This window comes from Mesorhizobium sp. P2_C4 (genome assembly GCF_056404575.1).
On sequence record NZ_JBFUDT010000004.1, the window covers coordinates 519,018 to 540,557 of the forward strand.

The window sequence follows — 21,540 nt, forward strand, 5'->3', positions numbered from 1 at the left end:
GGCGGCTGCGAATACGAAACCGCCGGCGCGTCCGGCGGTTTTGGCCAACGGAATGATGGACTTAAGTACGCATGGCCCTAGTCGACGACCCAATGATTGACGAAGCGGGCTTTCGCATGTCGGAAGCCACGGCGGGCGATTTCTTCGCCCTGCTGAAGCCGCGCGTCATGTCGCTGGTGGTGTTCACCGCCTTTGTCGGCCTGGTCGCCGCGCCGGTGACCATCAATCCGTTGCTGGCGGTGATCGCCATCCTGGCCATTGCCATCGGCGCCGGCGCCTCGGGCGCGCTCAACATGTGGTACGACGCCGATATCGACGCGGTGATGACCAGAACCGCCGGTCGTCCGGTCCCCGCCGGCCGCATCCGGCCCGGCGAAGCCCTGAGTTTCGGCCTGGTGCTTTCGGTTCTGTCGGTGATGACGCTCGGTGTCCTGGTCAACTGGCTGTCGGCGACGCTGCTGGCCTTCACCATCTTCTTTTACGCCGTCGTCTACACGATGTGGCTGAAGCGCTCGACGCCGCAGAACATCGTCATCGGCGGCGCCGCAGGCGCTATTCCGCCGGTGATCGGCTGGGCCGCTGCGACCGGAGCGGTCAGCCTCGAAAGCTTCATCCTGTTCCTGATCATCTTCCTGTGGACGCCGCCGCATTTCTGGGCGCTCGCGCTGTTCAAGTCCGAGGACTATGCGAAAGCCGGCATCCCGATGATGCCGAACGTGGCCGGCCAGGCATCGACCCGGCGCCAGATCTTCGCCTACGCGCTGATCCTTGCACCGGTTGGCGTGCTGCCATGGATCCTCGGCTTCACCACATCGGCCTATGGCATAGCCGCACTGCTGCTTGGCGCCGGCTTCGTCTGGTATGCTTGGAAGGTGCTGCAGATGACCGACGACGACCGCGTCATGAAGCCGGCCAAGGCCTTGTTCGGCTACTCGCTGCTCTATCTGTTCGCCATCTTCGCCATCTACCTTGCCGACTGCGTCGTCGGTCGCGCGCTTGCCATCGGTGGAGCATGACCATGGTCGACAAGAAGCTTGACCTGGTCACGTTGACGGATCGCCAGCAGAAAGCCCGGCGCAACCGTTCGGCCGCCATCGGCCTGGCGCTGGCGGTGCTTGTCATCATCTTCTACGTCGCGACCATCGTGAAGTTCGGTCATTCCGGATCGATGTGAGGGCTGACGATGAACCGCCAGACAGTCACCGACCCCAGGAAGAAGAACACCAACCGCATCGTCGCCGGCGTCTGCATCGCGTTTTTCGGCGGCATGATCGGCATGGCTTATGCCGCCGTGCCGCTCTATGCGATGTTCTGCAAGGCGACCGGCTATGGCGGCACCACAAGGCGCGCCACGCAGCAATATGCCGATCGTGTGCTCGACCGCGACGTCACCATCCGCTTCGACGCCAACACCGCCGGCGTTCCGTGGCAGTTCGAGCCCGTGGCCCGCTCCATCGTCATCAAGATCGGCGAGACGGTCCAGGCGCACTATAGCGCGACCAACAAGTTCGACCGCGCCGTCACCGGCCGCGCCACCTTCAACGTGCAGCCGGAACTGGCCGGCCCGTACTTCAACAAGGTCGAGTGTTTCTGCTTCACCGACACGACGCTGAAGCCCGGCGAGACGCTGGACATGCCGGTCATGTTCTATGTCGATCCCGACATCGTCAACGTGCCGGAACTGAAGGACTTGAAGACGATCACTCTATCCTACACGATGTTCCCGGTCGAAAAGAGCAAGCCGGTTGCGTCGTCGGCGCCGATCGAAGGCAGCAGCAACAAAGTTTCAGATACCGAAGCAAATCTCGGGGGTTGATATGGCAGACGCGCACGCAAAACCACAACATGACTACCATCTCGTCGACCCAAGCCCGTGGCCTTTCCTGGGTTCCATCGGCGCGCTGGTGACCGCGGTCGGCGGCGTCGCCTGGATGCAGTATCTCAAGGGCGGCGATTTTCCACTTTTCGGCCACAACATTGCCAATCCGTGGCTGTTCTTCATCGGCCTGACGATCGTCCTCTACACCATGTTCGCCTGGTGGTCGGACACCATCAAGGAAGCGCATGAGGGGCACCACACCCGCGTCGTGTCGCTGCATCTGCGCTACGGCATGATCATGTTCATCGCTTCCGAAGTGATGTTCTTCGTCGCCTGGTTCTGGGCCTATTTCGACGCCAGCCTGTTTCCGGGCGAGGTGCAGAATTACGCGCGCACAGCCTTTACCGGTGGCGTCTGGCCGCCGAAGGGCCTCGAAGTGCTCGATCCCTTCCACCTGCCGCTCTACAACACCATCATCCTGCTTCTGTCGGGCACCACGGTCACCTGGGCGCACCATTCGCTCATCCATGGCGACCGCAAGGGTCTGATCAACGGCCTGGTGCTGACCGTTGGTCTCGGCATGTTGTTCACCATGGTGCAGGCCTACGAGTACATACACGCGCCATTCGGCTTCAAGGACTCCATCTATGGCGCCACCTTCTTCATGGCGACCGGCTTCCACGGTTTCCACGTCATCATCGGCACCATTTTCCTGCTGGTCTGCCTGATCCGCGCCATGAAGGGCGATTTCACCCCCAAGCAGCATTTCGGCTTCGAGGCCGCCGCCTGGTACTGGCACTTCGTCGACGTGGTCTGGTTGTTCCTGTTCAGCGCGATCTATGTCTGGGGATCGTCCGGCGCGATGATCGAAGGCCACTGATCGACTTCGTCGGGGAAAACCCGAGAAATCAGAAAGGCGGTTGCGACAACGCAGCCGCCTTTCTTCTTTTCGGCGCCATCTTCTTTCCGGCGCAATGATCGCCGATCGGTAGCCAATGCGGCTGACGATTTTCTGGACGATCTGCACATTTCTGTTTGCCGTCTTGCCGGCCTTTGCCATCGAACGCATCGACCTCGTGCGCGTCGACAAGTCGGAACGGCGGCTCCATCTGATCGGAGGAGGTAAGGTCCTCCACAGCTACGGCATTGCACTGGGTGGCGATCCCGTCGGGCAAAAACACCGGGAAGGCGACGAGCGCACGCCCGAGGGGCGCTACATCCTCGACTGGCGCAACCCTGACAGCGTCGCCTACAAGTCGATCCACATCTCCTATCCCAACGCAGCGCAAATGGAGGCCGCGAAGGCCGCCGGCGTCGATCCCGGCGGCATGATCATGATCCACGGCCAGCCCAACGGCTATGGCTGGTGGGGCTGGCTGCTTCAATTGGTCGACTGGACCGACGGCTGCATTGGGGTTACCGACTCGGACATGGATGAAATCTGGACTAGGGTGCCGGATGGAACGCCGATCGAAATCGAGCCGTAAAGCATGAGCGAAGACACTATCCATGAGTGAAGACAGGGCCATCTGGCCACCGATCGATCCGATTTCGGCCGGCCTGCACGGCCGCTGTCCGCGCTGCGGTGAGGGAAAGCTGTTTTCCGGATTCCTGACCGTCGGCAAGCGCTGCAGCAATTGCGGCCTCGACTATTCCTATGCCGATGCCGGCGATGGGCCGGCGGTGTTCGTCATCCTGATCATCGGCTTCATCGTCGTCGGGCTGGCGCTGTGGATGGAAGTGACGCTGAACCCGCCGCTCTGGCTGCATTTCCTGTTGTGGATACCGCTGGCGCTGGTTCTGTGCCTGACGGCGCTGAGGCTGATCAAGGGCGTGCTGTTGACGCTGCAATACGCCAACAAGGCGGCCGAGGGCCGGCTGGACCGCGGGCAATGAGCGAAGCTTCCGGTTTGGTCGCCGGCCGTTCGCGGCCAAAGACGGCATTGCTGCTCGGCCTTGGCCTGGTGCTGTTCGTCATCCTGCTGGGGCTCGGCACCTGGCAGATGCAGCGCCTGCACTGGAAGGAAGGCCTGCTGCAGACCATCGACCAGCGCACCCATTCAGCGCCGCGGCAGCTGGCCGATGTCGAGAAGGAATTCGACGCAAGCGGCGATGTCGACTACACGCCGGTCACGGTCAGCGGGACGTTCCTGCATTCCGGCGAGCGCCATTTCTACGCCACGTGGGACGGTGACGCCGGCTTCAATGTCTACACGCCGCTGGCCCTCGACGATGGCCGCGTCGTCCTGATCAATCGCGGCTTCGTGCCTTATGATCTCAAGGACGTCGCCAAGCGCCTGCGAGGCCAGGTTGCGGGGAGAGTGACGGTCACCGGGCTGGCCCGCAATCCGCTGCCGGCCAAGCCGTCGATCATGCTGCCCGACAATGATGTGGCCAAGAACATCTTCTACTGGAAAGACCGCGATGCCATGGCGGCAAGCGCCGGCCTGCCGGCCGGTGCCGTGCTGGTGCCGATCTTCATCGACGCCGACAAGACGCCGAACCCCGGCGGGCTGCCGGTCGGCGGCGTTACCATCATCGATCTGCCGAACTCTCATCTGCAATATGCCTTCACCTGGTATGGCCTGGCCGCCGCCCTTGCCGCGGTTCTGGTCATCCGGCTGCGCCGCCCGGCAAAAGCCGAATGATCCAGAGCATGATCCCGAAAAGTGGGAACCGGTTTTCGGACAAGATCATGCTCCAACAGAGAGTTAGATCAGGTTGACCGTTCAACCTGATCTACCTGCCCTTGACAGGGCAGGGGTGCACACCTCATTTCGGCTCTGAACAACGGCCCCGGATTCATGCTTCACACCAAGACCAAACCTCCCCTGACGATCCGGCTCTGCCAGCCGCGCGGCTTTTGTGCCGGCGTCGATCGCGCCATCCAGATCGTCGTGCTGGCGCTGAAGAAATACGGCGCCCCGGTCTATGTCCGCCATGAGATTGTGCACAACCGCTATGTCGTCGAGGGACTGCAAAGCCTCGGCGCGGTGTTCATCGAAGAACTGTCGGAGATCCCGCCCGAGCATCGCAAGTCGCCGGTGGTCTTCTCCGCCCACGGCGTGCCGAAATCGGTGCCGGCTGACGCTCAGGCGCGCGAACTGTTTTATCTCGACGCCACCTGCCCGCTGGTGTCGAAGGTCCACAAGCAGGCGATGCGCCATCAGCGCCTTGGCCGCCATGTGCTGCTCATCGGTCATGCCGGGCACCCCGAGGTGATCGGCACCATGGGCCAGTTGCCGGAGGGCGCCGTCACCCTGATCGAGACCGAGGCCGACGCCGCAACCTTTGTGCCGGCCGACCCGCGGGCGCTGGGCTTCGTCACCCAGACGACGCTGTCGGTCGAGGACACCGCCGGCATCATCCGCGCCTTGCAGGATCGTTTTCCCGAGTTGCATGCAGCTGCCGCGGAATCGATCTGCTATGCCACCACCAACCGCCAGGAGGCGGTCAAGGAGACCGCCGCCGGTGCCGATCTCTTCCTGATCGTCGGCGCGCCCAATTCCTCCAATTCGCGCCGTCTTGTCGAAGTGGCGGAGCGTGCCGGCGCGACCATGTCGCTTCTCGTACAGCGCGCCTCCGAGATTCCATGGAATGACATCGCCGGCATCTCGACGCTCGGCCTGTCCGCCGGCGCGTCGGCGCCGGAAATCATTGTCGACGAGATCATCGATGCGTTCCGGCAGCGCTTCGAGGTGACGATCGATCTGGCGATCACAGCGACCGAAACGGAGGATTTTCCAGTCATGCGGGTTCTGCGCGACGTCGAACTGACGGCAGCCGACATGGCCTTCGTCAACGGAGCCGCGTGAACAGCCCATGGCGGTCTACACCGATGTCAGCGAAGGCGAGCTCGGCGCGTTCCTTAGGGCTTATCCGGTCGGCGAATTGCTGTCCTACAAGGGCATTGCCGAAGGCACCGAGAATTCGAACTTTTTGCTGCACACGACGAGCGGCGCCTACATTCTGACGCTCTACGAAAAGCGCGTCGACAAGGCGGATCTGCCGTTCTTCCTCGGTCTGATGGGCCATCTCGCCAGGAAGGGCATCTCGTGCCCGTTGCCGGTGACCGCGCATGACGGCACCGTCATCGGCGAGCTGGCTGGCCGTCCCGCGGTCATCATCACCTTCCTTGAAGGCCTTTCGCTGCGGCGGCCGACATCAGGGCATTGCGGCGAGGTCGGCAAGGCGCTGGCCGCACTGCATCTTGCCGGCCAGGACTTTTCCATGACCCGTCCCAACGCGTTGGCCATCGATGGCTGGCGCAAGCTGTGGAACGCGGCCCGCGACCGTGCCGACGAGGTCGAGCCGGGCCTGGCGGCTGAGGTCGATGCCGATTTCGCCGATTTCGAGCGGAACTGGCCGACGGGCCTGCCGGAAGGCATCATCCACGCCGACCTTTTCCCCGACAATGTCTTCTTCCTTGGTGAGAAACTGTCGGGGTTGATCGACTTCTATTTCGCCTGCGACGATCTCTACGCCTACGATGTCGCCACCTGCCTCAACGCCTGGTGTTTCGAGAAGGACTTTTCCTTCAACCTGACCAAGGGCACGGCGCTGCTGGCCGGCTATCAGAGCGTGCGTCCCTTGAGCGGCGACGAGAAAGCGGCGCTGCCGATGCTGGCGCGCGGCTCGGCACTGCGCTTCATGCTGACCCGGCTTTACGACTGGCTGAACGTTCCCGATGGCGGGCTGGTGATGAAGCGCGATCCGACCGAATATATCCGCAGGATGCGATTCCACCGGGCGATCCAATCTCCTTCCGAATATGGACTGACATGAGCAAGCGCGTTGAAATCTTCACCGACGGTGCCTGTTCGGGCAATCCGGGTCCCGGCGGCTGGGGCGCGATCCTGCGCTTCAACGGCAAGACCAAGGAACTGTCGGGCGGCGAGGCCGAGACCACCAACAACCGCATGGAATTGCTCGCCGCCATCTCGGCGCTGAATGCGCTGAAGGAGCCTTGCGCGGTCGACCTTCATACCGACAGCAAATACGTCATGGATGGCATTTCCAAGTGGATCCACGGCTGGAAGAAGAACGGCTGGAAAACCGCCGACAAAAAGCCGGTCAAGAACGGCGAGCTGTGGCAGGCACTGGATGAGGCCAACAGGCGCCATCAGGTGACCTGGAATTGGGTCAAGGGCCATGCCGGCCATCCCGAGAACGAACGCGCCGACGAGTTGGCGCGCGAAGGCATGGCGCCGTTCAAGAAAGGCTCGGCCACACCTGCAACGGCGAAGCCTGCTGGTGCGCCGAAGTCGGCTGCGCCGCGTCAGGATGGCGCTCCGGCCCGCAAGCCCTCGCCCCGGCGCTCCACCCAGAGTTACTAAGTCGATCATGCCGGCTTTTGCGTAGCGTCATCTTGCTGAGAAGCATGCAAGTCTAGGCTTTGGCTTAAATCAATCTTACACCCTGCGTGATAGACCGCCGCGATCGACCCGATATGAGGTATTGCGGCGATTTTCGGACGCAGGACTTTCGGCAAGAAGCAGCAGAGCTTTGCTGAACTGAAGCAAATGATGCGTCCGACCCCGGATGCCGATGGCGTGACGCGCGTTTTCTCGAAGGAACTCTGGGACGATCCGAAGATCGGCTCCTTCCTGCGTGAAGTCGGCTTTGCGCCGGACGATGCGCGCGACATCATGCGAACGGCGGACGACTACATTGCTCTTTTCGCCGCGGCCAAGTACCGGCTTCAGCAGCGCACCGAGGCCTTCAACAGCGAGATGACGGCGCGCCACGGCTATTGCCGCGCTGCCCCCTTCCTGGTCATCGACGGCACGATCTGGGACGGCGAGCATGGCGCGTTCCTTTATGCCCAGATGGATCTCGTCAGCTACGACGACTGGAATGTCGTCATGTTGGCGGCGGATGCGCGGACCACGCAATCATGCGGCCTGCCGGCCCATCCGGGCTCGGTGCCGGCGCTCACGCAGGCGATGACCGGGCACGTGATCCGCTGGAAGGCGCGCTACGAATCCGCGCTCGAGGAATTCGGCGTCACCGCCACCGGCGGGCGGAGCATAACGCGGGAGCAATTCCAGGCGGAGGAAGACGCTCTGCGTCAGGAAATCATCGACACTGTCGCCTCGATGAAGCCACGCACGATCAGCGAATAGAGTTGTCCTCAGCGGATCAGCAGGGCCGTGCCGTAGAGGCCGAGCGCAAACACCGTGTGCGACACCAGGTTGAGCGCGCGGACCTGCATCGGATTGGGACGCTTCGAGGCGGCCCAGCCGGCGCCCATGCCGGGTGCCAGCAGGAACCAGCCGGCGCCGACGGTGACCATGCCGAGGATGAAGGCGGGCAGGAAGGTCGGCGCGTCCAGCCACGCCGACCCGGCCAGCGCCACCAGGATAATGCCGTAGACGATGCCGACGAGATAGTGGAAGGCCCAGCCCAGCGCCGATTCATGCGCGTAAGGCGCGGCGTCACCGATGTCGTCGTGAAAAACCTTGCTCCTGAGATGCCAGACCCAGCGTCCCACCGGTCCCCAGTTCGGCCGCGGCTGCGCGAACGCCAGGTGCAGGAACATCGCCCAGATGTCCATCAGCGCCGTGGCGCCGATGCCGATCGCTATCGCGCGCCAAAGCCCATCGACCATGGTTTGATCCCTAGAGCTGCCCGAGAATGTGGGCCGCACCGGACTCGTCGACGCCGGGCTTGGTCTCGACATTGACCGCCGTGACCTTGCCGTTGTCGACGATCATCGAGAAGCGCTTCGAACGCAGCCCCATATCGGCGCTGATGTAGTCGAGGCCGATCGCCTTGGCGAAATCGCCGGTGCCGTCGGCGAGGTAGAGGATCTTGCCTTCGCCACCGGAAAAGCGCGCCCAGGCGCCCATGACATGCACATCATTGACCGAGACGACGGCGATGGTGTCGACGCCACGCGCCAGGATGGCATCATGGTTTTCGAGATAGCCAGGCAGATGGTTGTTGCTGCAGGTCGGCGTGAAAGCGCCGGGGACGCCGAACAGCACGACCTTCTTGCCGGAGAAAATTTCGGCGCTGGTGATGACCTTGGCGCCGTCGGCGGTCATTTCCTTGAAAGTCGCTTCGGGCAGTTTGTCTCCAACGGCAATCGTCATGAAATTCCTCGTTCGAAAAGCTGGAAGGACTTGGTCTTCGAGATAGCGAACTCGAGCGTTTCCCGCAACCGCGCAGAAGGTCTGGATCAAGGGAAAGGCAAGAGTCCTTCGACAGCACCCTCGGCGCTTGTCAGCGTGTAGTGAAGGCCGCCATCCGTCGGCGTCGTCGACGGCCGGTCGAGGATCGGCACCGTGAACACCAGCCTGCCGTCCTTTTCGCTGCGCACCGGGGCGCCGAACATATAGTCGCGTTCGCCGGCGACGAAGAAATCGGCAGCGTCTGGATTGCCCGGAAAACTCGCCTCGACAACCAGCGTCTCATGGTCGCCCGGCAGAACATTGATGCCGAAATCGGGCTTTGCCTGACCGGGCAGGGCTGCGAACGCCGCCGCCACCAGCGCCACATCCTCGGCATTGTCCGGATCGGAGGCCGGATCGACGCTCAGCCTGGTCTGCACCGGAATGCAGATCGTCTCGCAAATGCCGAGAAAAATATCGGCATCGATGACGGTCGCCTCTTTTGGCGCCGACAGCGTGAACGTCACCGGCAACGAAACCGGATGGTCGTAGCCGGCCCATTTGCCATAGCCGTCATCGTGGCGTTGCGGCGGCGGGAACGACAGCGTAGCGTCGGCAATGTTGGTGCTGGCCGAGATGTCGAGCTGCGGTGGTACGCCGGCGTCGCCGGGATCGCGCCAATAGGTCTTCCAGCCGGGCTTCAGCGCGATGTCGAGCACGCCATGGATGCGCCCGGCTTCGTCGGGTTTGCCGCTGGTCACCAGCCGCACCTTGCCGCCTTCGCTGTCGTACCAGGCCGACGAGGAGGCAACGGCGGGCAAGCCGGTTCCGCATCCGATGACAGCAGCGAGCAGCGTGATCTTCAAGCGTTGCATGGCGGTGATTTGAGCGTCCGTTCGTGTCTGCGCAATGGCTTCATGGGATCGCCGGTATCATATTTGCGTGACCTCCGGCAGGGCGGCCAAATCCGAATCGCGCGTGTCGCATCTTTTCGGCGCTTTGGAAACGCGTTACGCTCCTGTCCATGGACTTGTTGCGGCACAAGAAGACAGCGGCCCAGCGCGGCTTTCTCGACGACCAGTTCCTGATTGCCATGCCCGGCATGAAGGACGACCGCTTCACGCGTTCCGTCATCTACATCTGCGCGCACAGCGACGAAGGCGCGATGGGCCTGATCATCAATCAGACGCAGCAGATGCTGTTTCCGGATCTCCTGGTGCAGCTCGGCATCATGAACGAGCAGGAGGCGATCCGCCTGCCGGCGCAGGCCCGCGATTTCGTCGTCCGCAATGGCGGCCCGGTGGACCGCAGCCGCGGCTTCGTCCTGCATTCGGGCGACTACCGGGTGGAATCGTCGCTGACCGTCTCCGACGATATCTGCCTGACGGCGACCGTCGACATATTGCGTGCCATCTCGTCGGGCCGCGGTCCCCGGCATGCGCTGATGGCGCTTGGCTATTCAGGCTGGGGCGCCGGCCAACTGGAAACCGAGATCGCCGAGAATGGCTGGCTGACCTGCCCGGCAAATGCCGAGCTTTTGTTCGATACCGATATCGAGCGCAAATACGACCGCATCCTCGCCTCGATCGGCATCGATCTGGCGCATCTCAGCCTGGCTGCCGGTCACGCGTGACCCTTAGGCCTGCGTCATCGGATACTGTTCTTTCAGCGTCTTCAGCACCTGGTCGGCGGGCATTGGCGCGCCGAACATGAAGCTCTGCACGTACTCACAGCCCATCTGGCGCAGCTCCAGCGCATCGCTTTCGTCCGAGATGCCCTCGGCCACCACCGACAGACCCAGCTCATGTGCCATGTTGACCATGGATTTGAGCAGCACCGCGCGCTTCGGCGTCGCGTCGTCGACAAAGCTCTTGTCGATCTTGATGGTGTCGAAGGGGAAACGCGTCAGATAGGCCAGCGACGAATAGCCGGTGCCGAAATCGTCCAGCGACAGGCCGATGCCGAGCTGCTTGAGTTTGGTCAGCACATGCGAGGTCTGCTCGGGATTGTCCATCACCAGCGATTCGGTGAGCTCGAGGCGGAAGCAGCGCGGTTTCAGATTGGCGCGCGCGATGACCGAGCGCACGTCGCTGACCAGGTCACGGCGGATGAGTTGGCGGCTAGACAGATTGACCGAAACCGACAGCGGCGTGTCGCCGATCTGTTTCTGCCAGCCGGCGAGGTCTTCCGCCGCCTGCTGCATGGCGAACAGGCCAAGCTGAACTATCAGGCCGCAGCTCTCGGCGACCGGAATGAAATCGCCCGGCGGGATCATGCCGCGGCGCGGGTGGTCCCAGCGCAACAGCGCCTCGAAGCCGGCCGTGCTGCCGTCCTCCAGCCGCACGATCGGCTGGTAGGCGAGCGTGAATTCGCGCCGCTCGATGGCGCGGCGCAGATCGGACTCGAATTGCAGCCGGTCGGTGCCGACGGTGCGGAAGGCCGGCCGGAACGGCTCGATGCGGTCGCCGCCGAACCGCTTGGCCTGGTGCATGGCAAGCTCGGCGTCCTTGACCATGTCCTCGGCCGAAGTCTGCGCCGAGGTCCAGCTGATCAGGCCGATCGAGGCGGTCAGCACGATCTCGCGCTTGGCGAAGGTGATCGGGTTGTTGATCGCATGCTTGATGGCGTCGGCAACGCCGGCGATGCGGGCAGGATCCTGTTCGGACAGCAGCATCAGCGCGAACTGGTCGCCGGCAAAGCGCGAGAGCGAATCCTTGGGCTTGAGCAGCCGGTGCAAACGGCGCGCAATGGTCAAAAGGATGGTGTCGCCGGCCGAGATGCCGAGCCCGTCATTGACCTGCTTGAAGCGGTCGATGTCGATGACGAAGACGGTCGGCCGCACCTTCTCTTCGGTGCGGGCGATCGAGATGATCGCCTCCAGCCGGTTCATCAAAAGTTCGCGGTTGGGCAGGCCGGTCAGATTGTCGTGCACGGCGTCGTGCAGAAGCCTTTCCTCGGACTTCTTCTGCTCGGTCACGTCGATCATGGTGCCGACGCAGCGAATCACCTCGCCGTCGGAGCCGATCACCGGCCGGGCGCGCAGCGAAAACCAGTGATAGTGGCCGTCGGCGCCACGCAGGCGGAAATTCTGTGACACCCGGCCGCGCCGGTGTTCGAGCACGACGTCGAGCGTGGTGCGGAACGTGTCGCGGTCGTCGGCATGCAGCACCGGCAGCCAGTTGCGGGCGGCACCGCCAAGGCTGTTGGGCGCCAGGCCAAGCTGGATGCTGACGTCGGGCTTGGTGACGACGCGGTCGCGCAGCACGTCCCAGTCCCACACCGTGTCGCCCGAGCCGGCAACGGCCAGCGCCTGCCGTTCGAGGTCGGAGAACAGGCCCTGATGCAGCGCGCCGCCGGCAAAGGCGTGCTGCATGACGGTGAAGCCGATCAACAGGATGATCAGGATCAGCCCGCCGCCCAGCGCCGGCTGCGCGATGTCGTTGTCGAGCATGCCGGTGATCGCCATCCACGATCCGCACAGCCAGAGCAGCACCATGACCCAGCTCGGCACCAGCATGATAGCGCGGTCATAGCCGCGTATACCGAGGAAGATGATCAGGCCAAGCCCGGTCAGCGCGGTGGCGGCGAAGGAAATCCGTGCGATGCCGGCGGCAACCGCCGGATCGACGATGGCGACGCCGGCGATCAGCACCAGTCCGAGGATCCAGACCAGCGCGCCGTAGCTGAAATGGCCGTGCCATCGGTTGAGGTTGAGATAGGCAAACAGGAACACCACAAAGGTCGCCGCCAGCGCCACTTCGGTGCCGGCCCGCCACATCTGCTCATTTCCGGGCGATATCTCTATGATCTTGTTTAGAAAGCCGAAATCGACGCAGATATAGGCCAGAACCGCCCAGGCAAGGGCAGCGGTGGCCGGGAACATCGAGGTTCCCTTGACGACGAAAAGGATGGTCAGGAACAGCGCCAGCAGACCGGCGATGCCGATGACGATACCGCGAAACAGCGTGTAGGAATTGACCGAGTCCTTGTACTTTTCCGGATCCCACAAATAGACCTGCGGCAGCTTGGGGGAGGCGAGTTCGGCAATGAAGGTGATCACCGTTCCGGGGTTCAGCGTCACCCGGAACACGTCGGCGTCGGGGCTGGTCTGGCGGTCGAGCGCGAAGCCTTCGCTCGGCGTGATCGCGGCGATGCGGGTCGAGCCGAGGTCCGGCCAGAAGATACCGGAATTCACCAGCCGGAAATGCGGCGCGACGATCAGTCGGTCGAGCTGCTGGTCGGTGGTGTTGGCCAGCGCGAACACCGCCCAGTCGCCGGTCGAGCGTGCGTCATTGGCCTCGACCTCGATGCGCCGCACGATGCCGTCCGGCCCGGGCGCGGTCGAGACTTGGAAGTTCTCGCCCTGGTTGCGGTAGATTTCGACGGCTCCGGAGAGGTCGAGCGCCACGTCGTCGCGGGCAATCTTGATCGGTTCGACGGCGAAGGCCGAGGCCGCCGCGCAGAGCGTGACGATTGCCGCCAGGGCGAAGGCCAACAGCGACCTGTTTCGCAGGATATTCGTCAAAAATCAGCCCTTCGTTCCAGCGCCCGGCGGATCGTCCGCGATCCGGGCGTAGAGGTAGTGGTCCTGCCAGATGCCGTTGATCCTGAGATAGGATCGAAGAAGTCCTTCGCGCCGGAATCCGGCTTTTTCAAGCACGCGGATCGACCGGGCGTTGTCGGGAATACAGGCAGCTTCGATCCGGTGCAACCTCAGCGTATCGAAGGCGAAGCGCGACACCACCTTGACCGCATCGGTCATCAGGCCGCGGCCGCCAAAGCGCTCGCCGATCCAGTAGCCGACATGGCCGCTTTGCGAGACGCCGTGGCGGATGTTGCCGAGGGTGATGCCGCCGGCCAGCTTGCCGCTGCTCTTCTCGAAGATGAAGAAGGCGATGGCCGTTCCCTGCGCATAGTCTTCGCGGTAGCGGCTGATGCGAAGCCGCCATGCCGTGCGATCGAGCTCGTCAGGCGTCCAGCGCGGCTCCCACGGCTCGAGGAAGCCGCGGCTTTCGCCGCGCAGCGCCGACCACTCGCGATAGTCGTTGGTGAACGGCACGCGCAGCGTGACGTGGTCGCCTTTCAGCGCCGGCAGATCACGGCGAAAGAAAGGGAGCGCGAACACAACGCCTGGACTGATTTAGACGGCGAGCTTGCGGGCCGTGGTCTGCGTGCCCGAGAGCGAGTCGAGTATCGACTCGTAGGGTGCAAGCGTACCAACCGGTCCGACAGCGGTAAGCGTCGGCTTCGTCGAAAACAGCCGCGAAGACAGGTCGGTCAGCCGCTCGATGGTCAGCGCCGACAGCCGCTCCATCAGTTCCTCCTTGGCGATCGGCCGGCCGAACAAAAGCAGTTGCCGGGCGATCTGCGAGGCACGGCTGGCCGGACTTTCGGCGGACATGATCAGCCCGGCGCGGTATTGCGCGCGTGCCCGGTCGAGTTCCTCCTGCAAGATGTTTTCACCGGCCTTCTGCAATTCGTCGATGATGACAGGCACCAGTTCGGCGATGTCGCTCTGCCCGGTCGCGGCGTGGACGCCGAATATGCCGGTATCAGAAAAGCCCCAATGGAAGGCATAAACCGAATAGCACAGGCCGCGTTTTTCGCGGACTTCCTGGAAAAGCCTGGACGACATGCCGCCGCCAAGGATCATCGACAGAACCTGCGAGGCGTAGAAATCGCGCACATGATAAGCGCGGCCCTCGAAGCCGAGCACGATCTGTGCGTCCATCAGGTCGCGGTCCTCGCGGAAATCGCCACCGACATACTGCGCATATTGCGGCATCGTGCTGTCGGCCTTGCTGCGGAAGCCGCCGAGATGCTTCTCGACCTCGCGCACGAAGTTGTCGTGCTTGATGTCGCCGGCAGCGACGACCACCATGCGCTCGGCGCCGTATTGCCGCTCGATGAAGTCGTGCAACTGCTTGGACGTGAAGGATTTGACGGTTTCCGGTGTGCCGAGGATGGAGCGGCCGATCGTCTGGTGGCGGAAGGCGGTCTCGGTGAAGCGGTCGAAGACGATGTCGTCGGGCGTGTCGTGCGCGGCGCCGATCTCCTGCAGGATCACATGCTGCTCGCGTTCCAGCTCCTGCGGGTCGAACTCGGACTCCTGCAGGATGTCGGAGAGGATATCGACCGCCAGCGGCACGTCGTCGGAGAGCACCCTGGCATAGTAGGAGGTGGTCTCGACGCTGGTCGCGGCATTGATCTCGCCGCCGACATCCTCGATTTCCGAGGCGATCTCGAAGGCGGTTCGCCGCTTCGTTCCCTTGAACGCCATGTGCTCGAGCAGATGGGCCATTCCGTGCTCGTCGTCACGCTCATTGCGTGCGCCTGACTTGACCCAGGCACCAAGGGCAACGGATTCGAGACTTGGAAGGGTTTCGGTGGCGACTGTCAGGCCGTTCGACAGACGGCTTACCTCAACACCCATATGGCTAGTACTCCCTAACGCGCCGCCCGCGTGTGGCGGCCGACATAATCTTCCACCATTTTCAGGTCGGATGGAAGTACCGTGTATTTTTCCTCCGCTGTCATCAACCCGCCTAGCCATGCGGGCAGGGCGGGCGATACACCGCAGGCGGCTTCGACGGCGGCCGGGAACTTGGCCGGATGGGCGGTGCCCAGCACCACCATCGGCACCGCGCCGTCGGCCTTGCCGGCGGCAACATGCATGGCTGCGGCCGTGTGCGGGTCGAGCAGATAGTTGCTGGCGCCAAGCGTCGAGCGGATGGTGGCGGCGACTTCGTCCATGGTCGAGCGGCCGGCGTCGAATTCGGCGCGGATCTTTGCGATCTCGCCATCTTCGATGGTGAAGGCGCCGGATTGCTTGAGGCCGTTCATATAACGCCGCACCGTCGCCGCATCGCGGCCGGCGGCCTCGAACAGCAGCCGCTCGAAATTCGACGAGACCTGGATGTCCATCGATGGCGACGTGGTCGGGAACACGCCTTTCATGCGGTATTCGCCGGTCGCAAGCGTGCGCGCCAATATGTCGTTGTCATTGGTGGCGATGATCAGCCGCTCGATCGGCAGGCCCATCTGCTTGGCGGCGTAGCCAGCGAAGATATCGCCGAAATTGCCGGTCGGCACGGTGAAGGAGGCCGGCCGGTCGGGAGAGCCGAGCGACAGCGCCGACGAGAAATAATAGACGATCTGCGCCATGATGCGGGCCCAGTTGATCGAATTGACGCCGGACAGCGCCACTCGGTCGCGAAAGCCGTGATCGTTGAACATGTCCTTCAACAGGCCCTGGCAATCGTCGAAATTGCCCTCGATCGCCAGCGCATGGACGTTTGCGGCAGCCGACGTCGTCATCTGCCGCTGCTGCACCGGCGAGACGCGGCCATCCGGGAAAAGCACGAAGATGTCGGTGCGGTTGCGCCCGGCGAAGGCGTCGATGGCCGCCCCGCCGGTATCGCCCGATGTGGCGCCGACGATTGTGGCGCGCTGGTCGCGCTCGGCCAGCACATGGTCCAGCAGCCGTGCCAGAAGCTGCATCGCCACGTCCTTGAAGGCCAGCGTCGGGCCGTGGAAGAGCTCCAGGACAAAAATGTTCGGGCCGGTCTGCACCAGCGGACAGACGGCATCATGACGAAAGGTTGCGTAGGCTTCGCGTACGAGGCGCTCGAACACCGGCATCTCGATCTCGCCGCCGAGAAACGGCGACAGCACGCGGATGGCGAGATCGGGATAGGCCAGGCCGCGCATGGCGCGGATTTCGGCGGCCGAGAACTGCGGCCAGGTGCCGGGTACGTAAAGTCCGCCATCACGCGCCAGTCCAGCCAGCACCGCGTCGGAAAATCCAAGCACGGGCGCTTCCCCGCGGGTACTCACATATTGCATCGTCACATTCCATTGCTGCCGCGCGGTTTCGTTCACGGCAAGGTGGTTAATTTCTGTTCCGGCTCAGTCGCATTTTTGCCGCGCCGCTGATATAGGGCACCAGCTTTGCGAGAGGGAAGTGCAGTTTCATGGCGTTTTATTCGTTAAACAACCGCTTTGTCGCGGGTCTGGCGCTCACCGGCTTTATGCTTGCCGCCGCCGGCTGCCAATCGAGCGACAATGGCGTTCTCAACCTCGGCTTCGGCAAGAAGGACACGACGCCACCTCCGCCGCAGGATCCCAAGGTTCTCTCCAGCCAGCTGCAAGCCTACTGCCCGAAAGTGACGTTGCGCGACGGTACGGCCTTCTTCAACACCTATGGCAAGGGTAGCCAGAAGCCGAAGAAGAAAGCCGACGCTGCCGCTGCGGATGCGCAAGCCGCCCAGCCGGCACCGGACGGGACCATCGTTGACCCAAACAAGGATCCGACGAAGATCATCTACCAGGCCTCGATCACCGATGTGACCCGCGACTGCAGCCGCGCCAACGGCCAGCTGTCGATGAAGATTGCCGTCGCCGGCAAGGTCGTGCCGGGACCGATGTTTGCCCCCGGCACCATCACCATGCCGATCCGTGTCGCCGTCATGCACGGCACCGAGGTTCTTTACTCGCAGATCCACCCGTATCAGATCCAGGTCAGTGACCCCTCGACGGCCACGCAGTTCGTCTTCACGGATTCCAATGTCGTCGTCCCTGAGCCCACCGCGCAGGACTACCAGGCCTTTGCCGGTTATGACGAAGTCACCCCGAAAGCGGTGACGGACAAGCCTAAGAAGAAGCCGGGCAGGAAGAAAGTCAAAGCCGCTCCTCCTCCTGCTGCTCCTGCTGACGACAACACGACCCTGATCCCACGAGGCTAAATTTCGTGTCGCGCGCCGGTTGGGCGCGCGGCTCCTCAGGCGTCCGCCGACCATTCCGACAGGGCCGCAATCACGCTTTTCAGCTCGGCCCAGCGCCGGATGACGGTTTCGGCGCCGGCCTCGGTCAGCGTGTCGGCGTGGCCGGGATAGCTGTGCGATGCGCCGGTAAAGCCGATCACCCGCATGCCTGCCGCCCTGGCGCCGGCAACGCCGTGCACGGAATCCTCGATGACGAAGGTGTTGGCCGGATCGGCGTTGAGCTTTTCCGCCGCAAGCAGGAAGACGTCGGGGGCCGGTTTGGTTTTCTTGCCCGGTATTTCCAGCGCCGAAAAGATCCGGCCGGCGAAGAACGGCAGCAATTGCACCTTCTCCAGCATGAATTCGATCCGCTCGGAGCGCGAATTCGAACAGATGCAGCGCGGCACCGTTACCGCGGCGACCGCCTCGCGCACGCCGTCTATGGCGCGGACGTCGCTGCGCAATTTGCGGTCGACCAGTTCTTCGGCGCGGTCGATCAGCGAGGCCTGGAACGGGATCGCCGACTTCGCCTCGACCCGCATCATGATGTCCTTGAAGGTCAGCCCGGCATAGGTTCCGGCGAGTTCCTCGGCCGATATTTCAAACCCGGCCGAGGTCAAAAGCTCGGCTTCGATGCGCGCGGCGATGATTTCGGAATCGACGAGCACGCCGTCGCAATCGAAGATGACAAGGTCAGGCTGGGGCATGGTGATCCGCAACAAGGGAGGGGAAGGGCCCTAGGGGGGACCCAGGTAAGGCTCAGGCGGCGCGGCATACACCAACAGGCCGGGCTGCGCAAATTGCGAGGGTTTCGATCGTCGCAACGATCCCCTTCACTGAATATTTACGCTGATCGGTAACCATAACGGGGAGTAAACAGTAACGCGTGCTTTGGGTGTATCAATGTCTGCCGTGCGTCTTCTCGACGACCTTTCCCACGCTCCCCAGCAATCCGAATGGCTGGACACGATCCTCAAGGGCGATTGCGTGGCAGCACTTGACCGGCTGCCCGAAAAGTCCATCGACGTGATCTTTGCCGATCCGCCTTACAATCTGCAGCTCGACGGTGATCTGCACCGGCCCGACCAGTCCAAGGTCGATGCCGTCGACGACGACTGGGATCAGTTCGAGAGTTTCGAGGCCTATGACGCCTTCACCCGCGCCTGGCTGCTGGCGGCGCGCCGGGTGCTCAAGCCCAACGGCACCATCTGGGTCATCGGCTCCTATCACAACATCTTCAGGGTCGGCGCCAAGATGCAGGATCTCGGCTTCTGGATCCTCAACGATGTCGTCTGGCGCAAGACCAATCCGATGCCGAATTTCCGCGGCCGCCGTTTCCAGAACGCCCATGAGACAATGATCTGGGCCTCGCGCGACCAGAAGGGCAAGGGCTACACCTTCAACTACGAGGCGATGAAGGCATCGAACGACGACATTCAGATGCGGTCCGACTGGCTGTTTCCGATCTGCACCGGCGGCGAACGGTTGAAGAACGACAATGGCGACAAATTGCATCCGACGCAGAAGCCGGAAGCGCTGCTCGCCCGCATCATGATGGCCTCGACCAAGCCCGGCGATATCGTGCTCGATCCCTTCTTCGGTTCCGGCACCACCGGCGCGGTGGCCAAGCGCCTCGGCCGCCATTTCGTCGGCATCGAGCGCGAGCAGGCCTATATCGACGCCGCCAATGAGCGCATCGATGCGGTGCGGCCGCTGGACGAGGCCGACCTGACGGTGCTAACCGGCAAGCGCGCCGAACCGCGCGTCGCCTTTGTCAGTCTTCTCGACACCGGGCTGATGCAGCCCGGCGCCACGCTCTACGATGCCAAGAAGCGCTGGGCCGCCAAGGTGCGCGCCGACGGCACGGTGGCGATCGGCGACAGCGCCGGCTCGATCCACAAGATCGGCGCCGAGGTGCAGGGGCTGGATGCCTGCAACGGCTGGACCTTCTGGCACTATGAGCGCTCGGGCGGCCTGACCCCGATCGACGAGCTGCGCCGCATCGCGCGGCTCGGCATGGAGCGGGCAGGGGCCTGATCGGGCCCTCCGCGAGCGTCTCAAATCAGACTTTGATCCCCCGACGCTCGAGGTCCGCCTCGAGCGTTTTGGCGTCGGTGAACAGCACCGCCTGCCAGCCGGCCGCCTTGGCGCCGTCAACGTTCTTCTGGCTGTCGTCGATGAACAAAGTGGCCGCGGGTTCGAGGCCGAACGCGGCGACGTGATGATCGTAGATGGCGCGGTCCGGCTTGATCTGGCCGATGTCGCCTGACACCGTCACCCCGCGCGGGCGGTCGAGAAAGTCGAAGCGCAGCCTCGCCTCGGCCAGCGTGTCAGCGGCAAAGTTGGTCAGCATCGTCACATCGTGGCCGGTCTCGATCAGGCCGACCATGATGGCGACGCTGTCGTCATAGGCATGCGGCACCATTTCGTGCCAGTGGCGGCGGAAATTGCGAATGTTTTCAGCGTGATCGGGATGCTCGGCGATCAATAGCGCCTCAGCCTCTTGCCATTTGCGGCCACGGTCCTGTTCGATGTTCCAGTCATGCGTGCAGACATTGTCGAAGAACCACTTGCGCTCGTCGGCATCGGGAATGAGGCGGCTGAACGGAATGTTCGGATCATAGTGGATCAGCACGCGGCCGATGTCGAAAACGATATGGCGGACTTCAGTCATGCAGGCCTCTTTGCACTGTGTGGCGACGGCTTTTTCGTCGCGCCGGGTATCGCTGCTTCAATTGCCTTTTTCATGACAGTTGGCAGCGCTTCCCCGGAAATTTCATGGGCCAGCGACCAGAAATGCCCCACTGGCGCGGCGCCGCTCGCCTCGGCACGAAAAACCTCGAGCTCAAGCGCGAAATGGGTGAAGACATGAGCGATCTGGCCGGCACGCCGCCAATTGGCGGGGAAGGGGGCGGCTGCGTCGGTGGTTGCACCGTCGATCCGCGCGGTCCAGCCGGTCGTCGGCACCTCGGTCATGCCGCCAAGCAGGCCTTTGTCCTGGCGCTTGCGCAAAAGAATGGCGCCGTCGGCTCTCACCGCGACGAAAGCGGCGCCGCGCCGCAAGGGTTTATCGGCCTTCGGCAAGCGCACCGGGAAGTGCTCGGGATCGCCCGAGACAGTCGCGCTGCAATCCTCGCGCAACGGGCAAAGCATGCAGCGCGGCCGCCGCGGCGTGCAGATCGCCGCACCCAAATCCATCATCGCCTGGGCAAAATCGCCCGGTCTTGTCGGGGGAACCATGCGTTCGACATGGGCGCGTATTTCGGCCTTGGCCTCGCTCAGTGGCGTGGCGATCGAAAACAGCCTGGAAATGACGCGCTCGACATTGCCGTCGACGACCGCGGCAGGATGGTCGAAGGCGATCGCCGCGATCGCCGCCGCCGTGTAGGCGCCGATGCCTGGCAGTTCCCGCAGCCCGGCTTCGGTGTCTGGAAATCGGCCGCCTCGGAGTGCCACGAGATCGGCGCAGGCCTTGAGATTGCGCGCCCGGGAATAGTAGCCGAGCCCGGCCCAAGCCTTCATGACGTCTTCGGTCTCAGCCGCCGCAAGGGCGTTTACATCGGCCCATTTCGCGACAAAGGCGCGGAAATAGGCCTTTACCGCTTCGACCGTGGTCTGCTGCAGCATGACTTCGGAAAGCCAGATGCGGTAGGGGTCGGGCCGTGCCCCGCCTGCATGCTCGCTGGGCGTGATACGCCACGGCAATTCGCGGTGATGCACATCGTACCAGGCGAGGAGCCGGGACGCGATGGCGCCATCATCCGGTGATGCAGCCTTGCGGGTCTGGTCGTGCAGTGCCATTGATCGAGAACTGGCCCTAAGCTTGGTGAGGGGCGTGGCTGGA

At 63.2% G+C, this 21,540-nt stretch carries 24 protein-coding genes; 14 read left to right on the plus strand and 10 right to left on the minus strand.

All coding sequences use genetic code 11. The annotated features are described in order from the left end of the window. The first annotated feature begins 71 nt into the window (after window positions 1–71). The 11 genes from AC1DX6_RS18870 to AC1DX6_RS18920 all read left to right on the plus strand — a co-directional run bounded on the left by AC1DX6_RS18870 (window position 72) and on the right by AC1DX6_RS18920 (window position 7,944). On the plus strand, window positions 72–1,016 hold the full coding sequence (locus AC1DX6_RS18870) for a heme o synthase (RefSeq protein WP_477315992.1): 945 nt from the start codon (window positions 72–74) through the stop codon (window positions 1,014–1,016). 2 nt (window positions 1,017–1,018) lie between these two features. Next, entirely contained in the window at window positions 1,019–1,174 is a 156-nt protein-coding gene (locus AC1DX6_RS18875) for a hypothetical protein (protein WP_477316500.1), read from the plus strand. Window positions 1,175–1,183: 9 nt separating this feature from the next. Continuing rightward, window positions 1,184–1,816, plus strand: coding sequence for a cytochrome c oxidase assembly protein (locus tag AC1DX6_RS18880; RefSeq protein WP_477315994.1), 633 nt, complete (start codon window positions 1,184–1,186; stop codon window positions 1,814–1,816). A 1-nt stretch (window position 1,817) separates the two neighbouring features. Continuing rightward, window positions 1,818–2,699, plus strand: a complete 882-nt coding sequence (locus AC1DX6_RS18885; protein ID WP_477315996.1) for a cytochrome c oxidase subunit 3 — start codon at window positions 1,818–1,820, stop codon at window positions 2,697–2,699. A 115-nt stretch (window positions 2,700–2,814) separates the two neighbouring features. Then, complete coding sequence (locus tag AC1DX6_RS18890; RefSeq protein ID WP_477315998.1) at window positions 2,815–3,306, plus strand: L,D-transpeptidase family protein; 492 nt, start codon at window positions 2,815–2,817, stop codon at window positions 3,304–3,306. Between the two features lie 22 nt (window positions 3,307–3,328). Next, entirely contained in the window at window positions 3,329–3,715 is a 387-nt protein-coding gene (locus AC1DX6_RS18895) for a DUF983 domain-containing protein (RefSeq protein ID WP_477316000.1), read from the plus strand. Further along, complete coding sequence (locus AC1DX6_RS18900; RefSeq protein WP_477316002.1) at window positions 3,712–4,467, plus strand: SURF1 family protein; 756 nt, start codon at window positions 3,712–3,714, stop codon at window positions 4,465–4,467. The genes AC1DX6_RS18895 and AC1DX6_RS18900 overlap by 4 nt, the downstream gene beginning before the upstream one ends. 156 nt (window positions 4,468–4,623) lie before the next feature. Then, window positions 4,624–5,634, plus strand: coding sequence for a 4-hydroxy-3-methylbut-2-enyl diphosphate reductase (gene ispH / locus AC1DX6_RS18905; protein ID WP_477316004.1), 1,011 nt, complete (start codon window positions 4,624–4,626; stop codon window positions 5,632–5,634). 7 nt (window positions 5,635–5,641) lie between these two features. Further along, window positions 5,642–6,604 (plus strand): homoserine kinase, encoded by a 963-nt coding sequence (locus AC1DX6_RS18910; protein WP_477316006.1) that lies wholly within the window; start codon window positions 5,642–5,644, stop codon window positions 6,602–6,604. Continuing rightward, window positions 6,601–7,155, plus strand: coding sequence for a ribonuclease HI (rnhA, locus tag AC1DX6_RS18915; protein WP_477316008.1), 555 nt, complete (start codon window positions 6,601–6,603; stop codon window positions 7,153–7,155). Before AC1DX6_RS18910 ends, rnhA begins: the two co-directional genes overlap by 4 nt. A gap of 186 nt (window positions 7,156–7,341) precedes the next feature. Next, a complete protein-coding gene (locus tag AC1DX6_RS18920; protein WP_477316010.1) occupies window positions 7,342–7,944 on the plus strand; it encodes a hypothetical protein in 603 nt (200 codons plus the stop codon). A gap of 8 nt (window positions 7,945–7,952) precedes the next feature. Here AC1DX6_RS18920 and AC1DX6_RS18925 read toward each other — a convergent pair whose 3' ends face one another. From AC1DX6_RS18925 to AC1DX6_RS18935, 3 genes are all read right to left on the minus strand, one after another. Further along, window positions 7,953–8,429: a DUF2938 domain-containing protein gene (locus AC1DX6_RS18925; RefSeq protein WP_477316012.1), complete on the minus strand. Its 477-nt coding sequence runs from the start codon at window positions 8,427–8,429 to the stop codon at window positions 7,953–7,955. Between the two features lie 10 nt (window positions 8,430–8,439). Further along, window positions 8,440–8,916 carry a redoxin family protein gene (locus AC1DX6_RS18930; protein ID WP_477316014.1) on the minus strand — a complete coding sequence of 159 codons (477 nt, stop codon included), beginning with the start codon at window positions 8,914–8,916 and terminating at the stop codon, window positions 8,440–8,442. Between the two features lie 86 nt (window positions 8,917–9,002). Next, window positions 9,003–9,809, minus strand: a complete 807-nt coding sequence (locus AC1DX6_RS18935) for a protein-disulfide reductase DsbD domain-containing protein (RefSeq protein WP_477316016.1) — start codon at window positions 9,807–9,809, stop codon at window positions 9,003–9,005. A gap of 149 nt (window positions 9,810–9,958) precedes the next feature. Between AC1DX6_RS18935 and AC1DX6_RS18940 the strand changes: the two genes are divergently transcribed. After that, entirely contained in the window at window positions 9,959–10,567 is a 609-nt protein-coding gene (locus AC1DX6_RS18940) for a YqgE/AlgH family protein (RefSeq protein WP_477243574.1), read from the plus strand. A 3-nt stretch (window positions 10,568–10,570) separates the two neighbouring features. Here the strand turns inward: AC1DX6_RS18940 and AC1DX6_RS18945 are convergent, their stop codons facing one another. From AC1DX6_RS18945 to thrC, 4 genes are read right to left on the minus strand one after another with little or no spacing between them, the layout of a single operon-like run. Next, window positions 10,571–13,459, minus strand: a complete 2,889-nt coding sequence (locus AC1DX6_RS18945) for an EAL domain-containing protein (protein ID WP_477316018.1) — start codon at window positions 13,457–13,459, stop codon at window positions 10,571–10,573. A gap of 3 nt (window positions 13,460–13,462) precedes the next feature. Further along, window positions 13,463–14,059, minus strand: a complete 597-nt coding sequence (locus AC1DX6_RS18950) for a GNAT family N-acetyltransferase (RefSeq protein ID WP_477316020.1) — start codon at window positions 14,057–14,059, stop codon at window positions 13,463–13,465. 15 nt (window positions 14,060–14,074) lie between these two features. Beyond that, a complete protein-coding gene (locus AC1DX6_RS18955; RefSeq protein WP_477243579.1) occupies window positions 14,075–15,367 on the minus strand; it encodes a M16 family metallopeptidase in 1,293 nt (430 codons plus the stop codon). A 14-nt stretch (window positions 15,368–15,381) separates the two neighbouring features. After that, entirely contained in the window at window positions 15,382–16,779 is a 1,398-nt protein-coding gene (gene thrC, locus AC1DX6_RS18960; protein ID WP_477316022.1) for a threonine synthase, read from the minus strand. A 128-nt stretch (window positions 16,780–16,907) separates the two neighbouring features. Here thrC and AC1DX6_RS18965 point away from each other — a divergent pair, with 128 nt between their 5' ends. After that, complete coding sequence (locus tag AC1DX6_RS18965) at window positions 16,908–17,678, plus strand: hypothetical protein (RefSeq protein ID WP_477316024.1); 771 nt, start codon at window positions 16,908–16,910, stop codon at window positions 17,676–17,678. Window positions 17,679–17,713: 35 nt separating this feature from the next. On the opposite strand, the gene AC1DX6_RS18970 is transcribed toward AC1DX6_RS18965, so the two are convergent. Next, window positions 17,714–18,403: an HAD family hydrolase gene (locus AC1DX6_RS18970; RefSeq protein WP_477316026.1), complete on the minus strand. Its 690-nt coding sequence runs from the start codon at window positions 18,401–18,403 to the stop codon at window positions 17,714–17,716. A gap of 196 nt (window positions 18,404–18,599) precedes the next feature. On the opposite strand from AC1DX6_RS18970, the gene AC1DX6_RS18975 reads away from it, so the two are divergent. Further along, the gene (locus AC1DX6_RS18975) at window positions 18,600–19,733 is read left to right on the plus strand and encodes a DNA methyltransferase (protein ID WP_477316028.1); all 1,134 of its coding nucleotides are present in this window, start codon (window positions 18,600–18,602) and stop codon (window positions 19,731–19,733) included. Window positions 19,734–19,758: 25 nt separating this feature from the next. Here the strand turns inward: AC1DX6_RS18975 and AC1DX6_RS18980 are convergent, their stop codons facing one another. Both AC1DX6_RS18980 and mutY read right to left on the minus strand, forming a co-directional pair. Then, complete coding sequence (locus AC1DX6_RS18980) at window positions 19,759–20,370, minus strand: HAD family hydrolase (RefSeq protein WP_477316030.1); 612 nt, start codon at window positions 20,368–20,370, stop codon at window positions 19,759–19,761. Beyond that, window positions 20,367–21,497, minus strand: a complete 1,131-nt coding sequence (gene mutY / locus AC1DX6_RS18985) for an A/G-specific adenine glycosylase (protein WP_477316034.1) — start codon at window positions 21,495–21,497, stop codon at window positions 20,367–20,369. The genes AC1DX6_RS18980 and mutY overlap by 4 nt, the downstream gene beginning before the upstream one ends. Window positions 21,498–21,540: the final 43 nt, after the last annotated feature.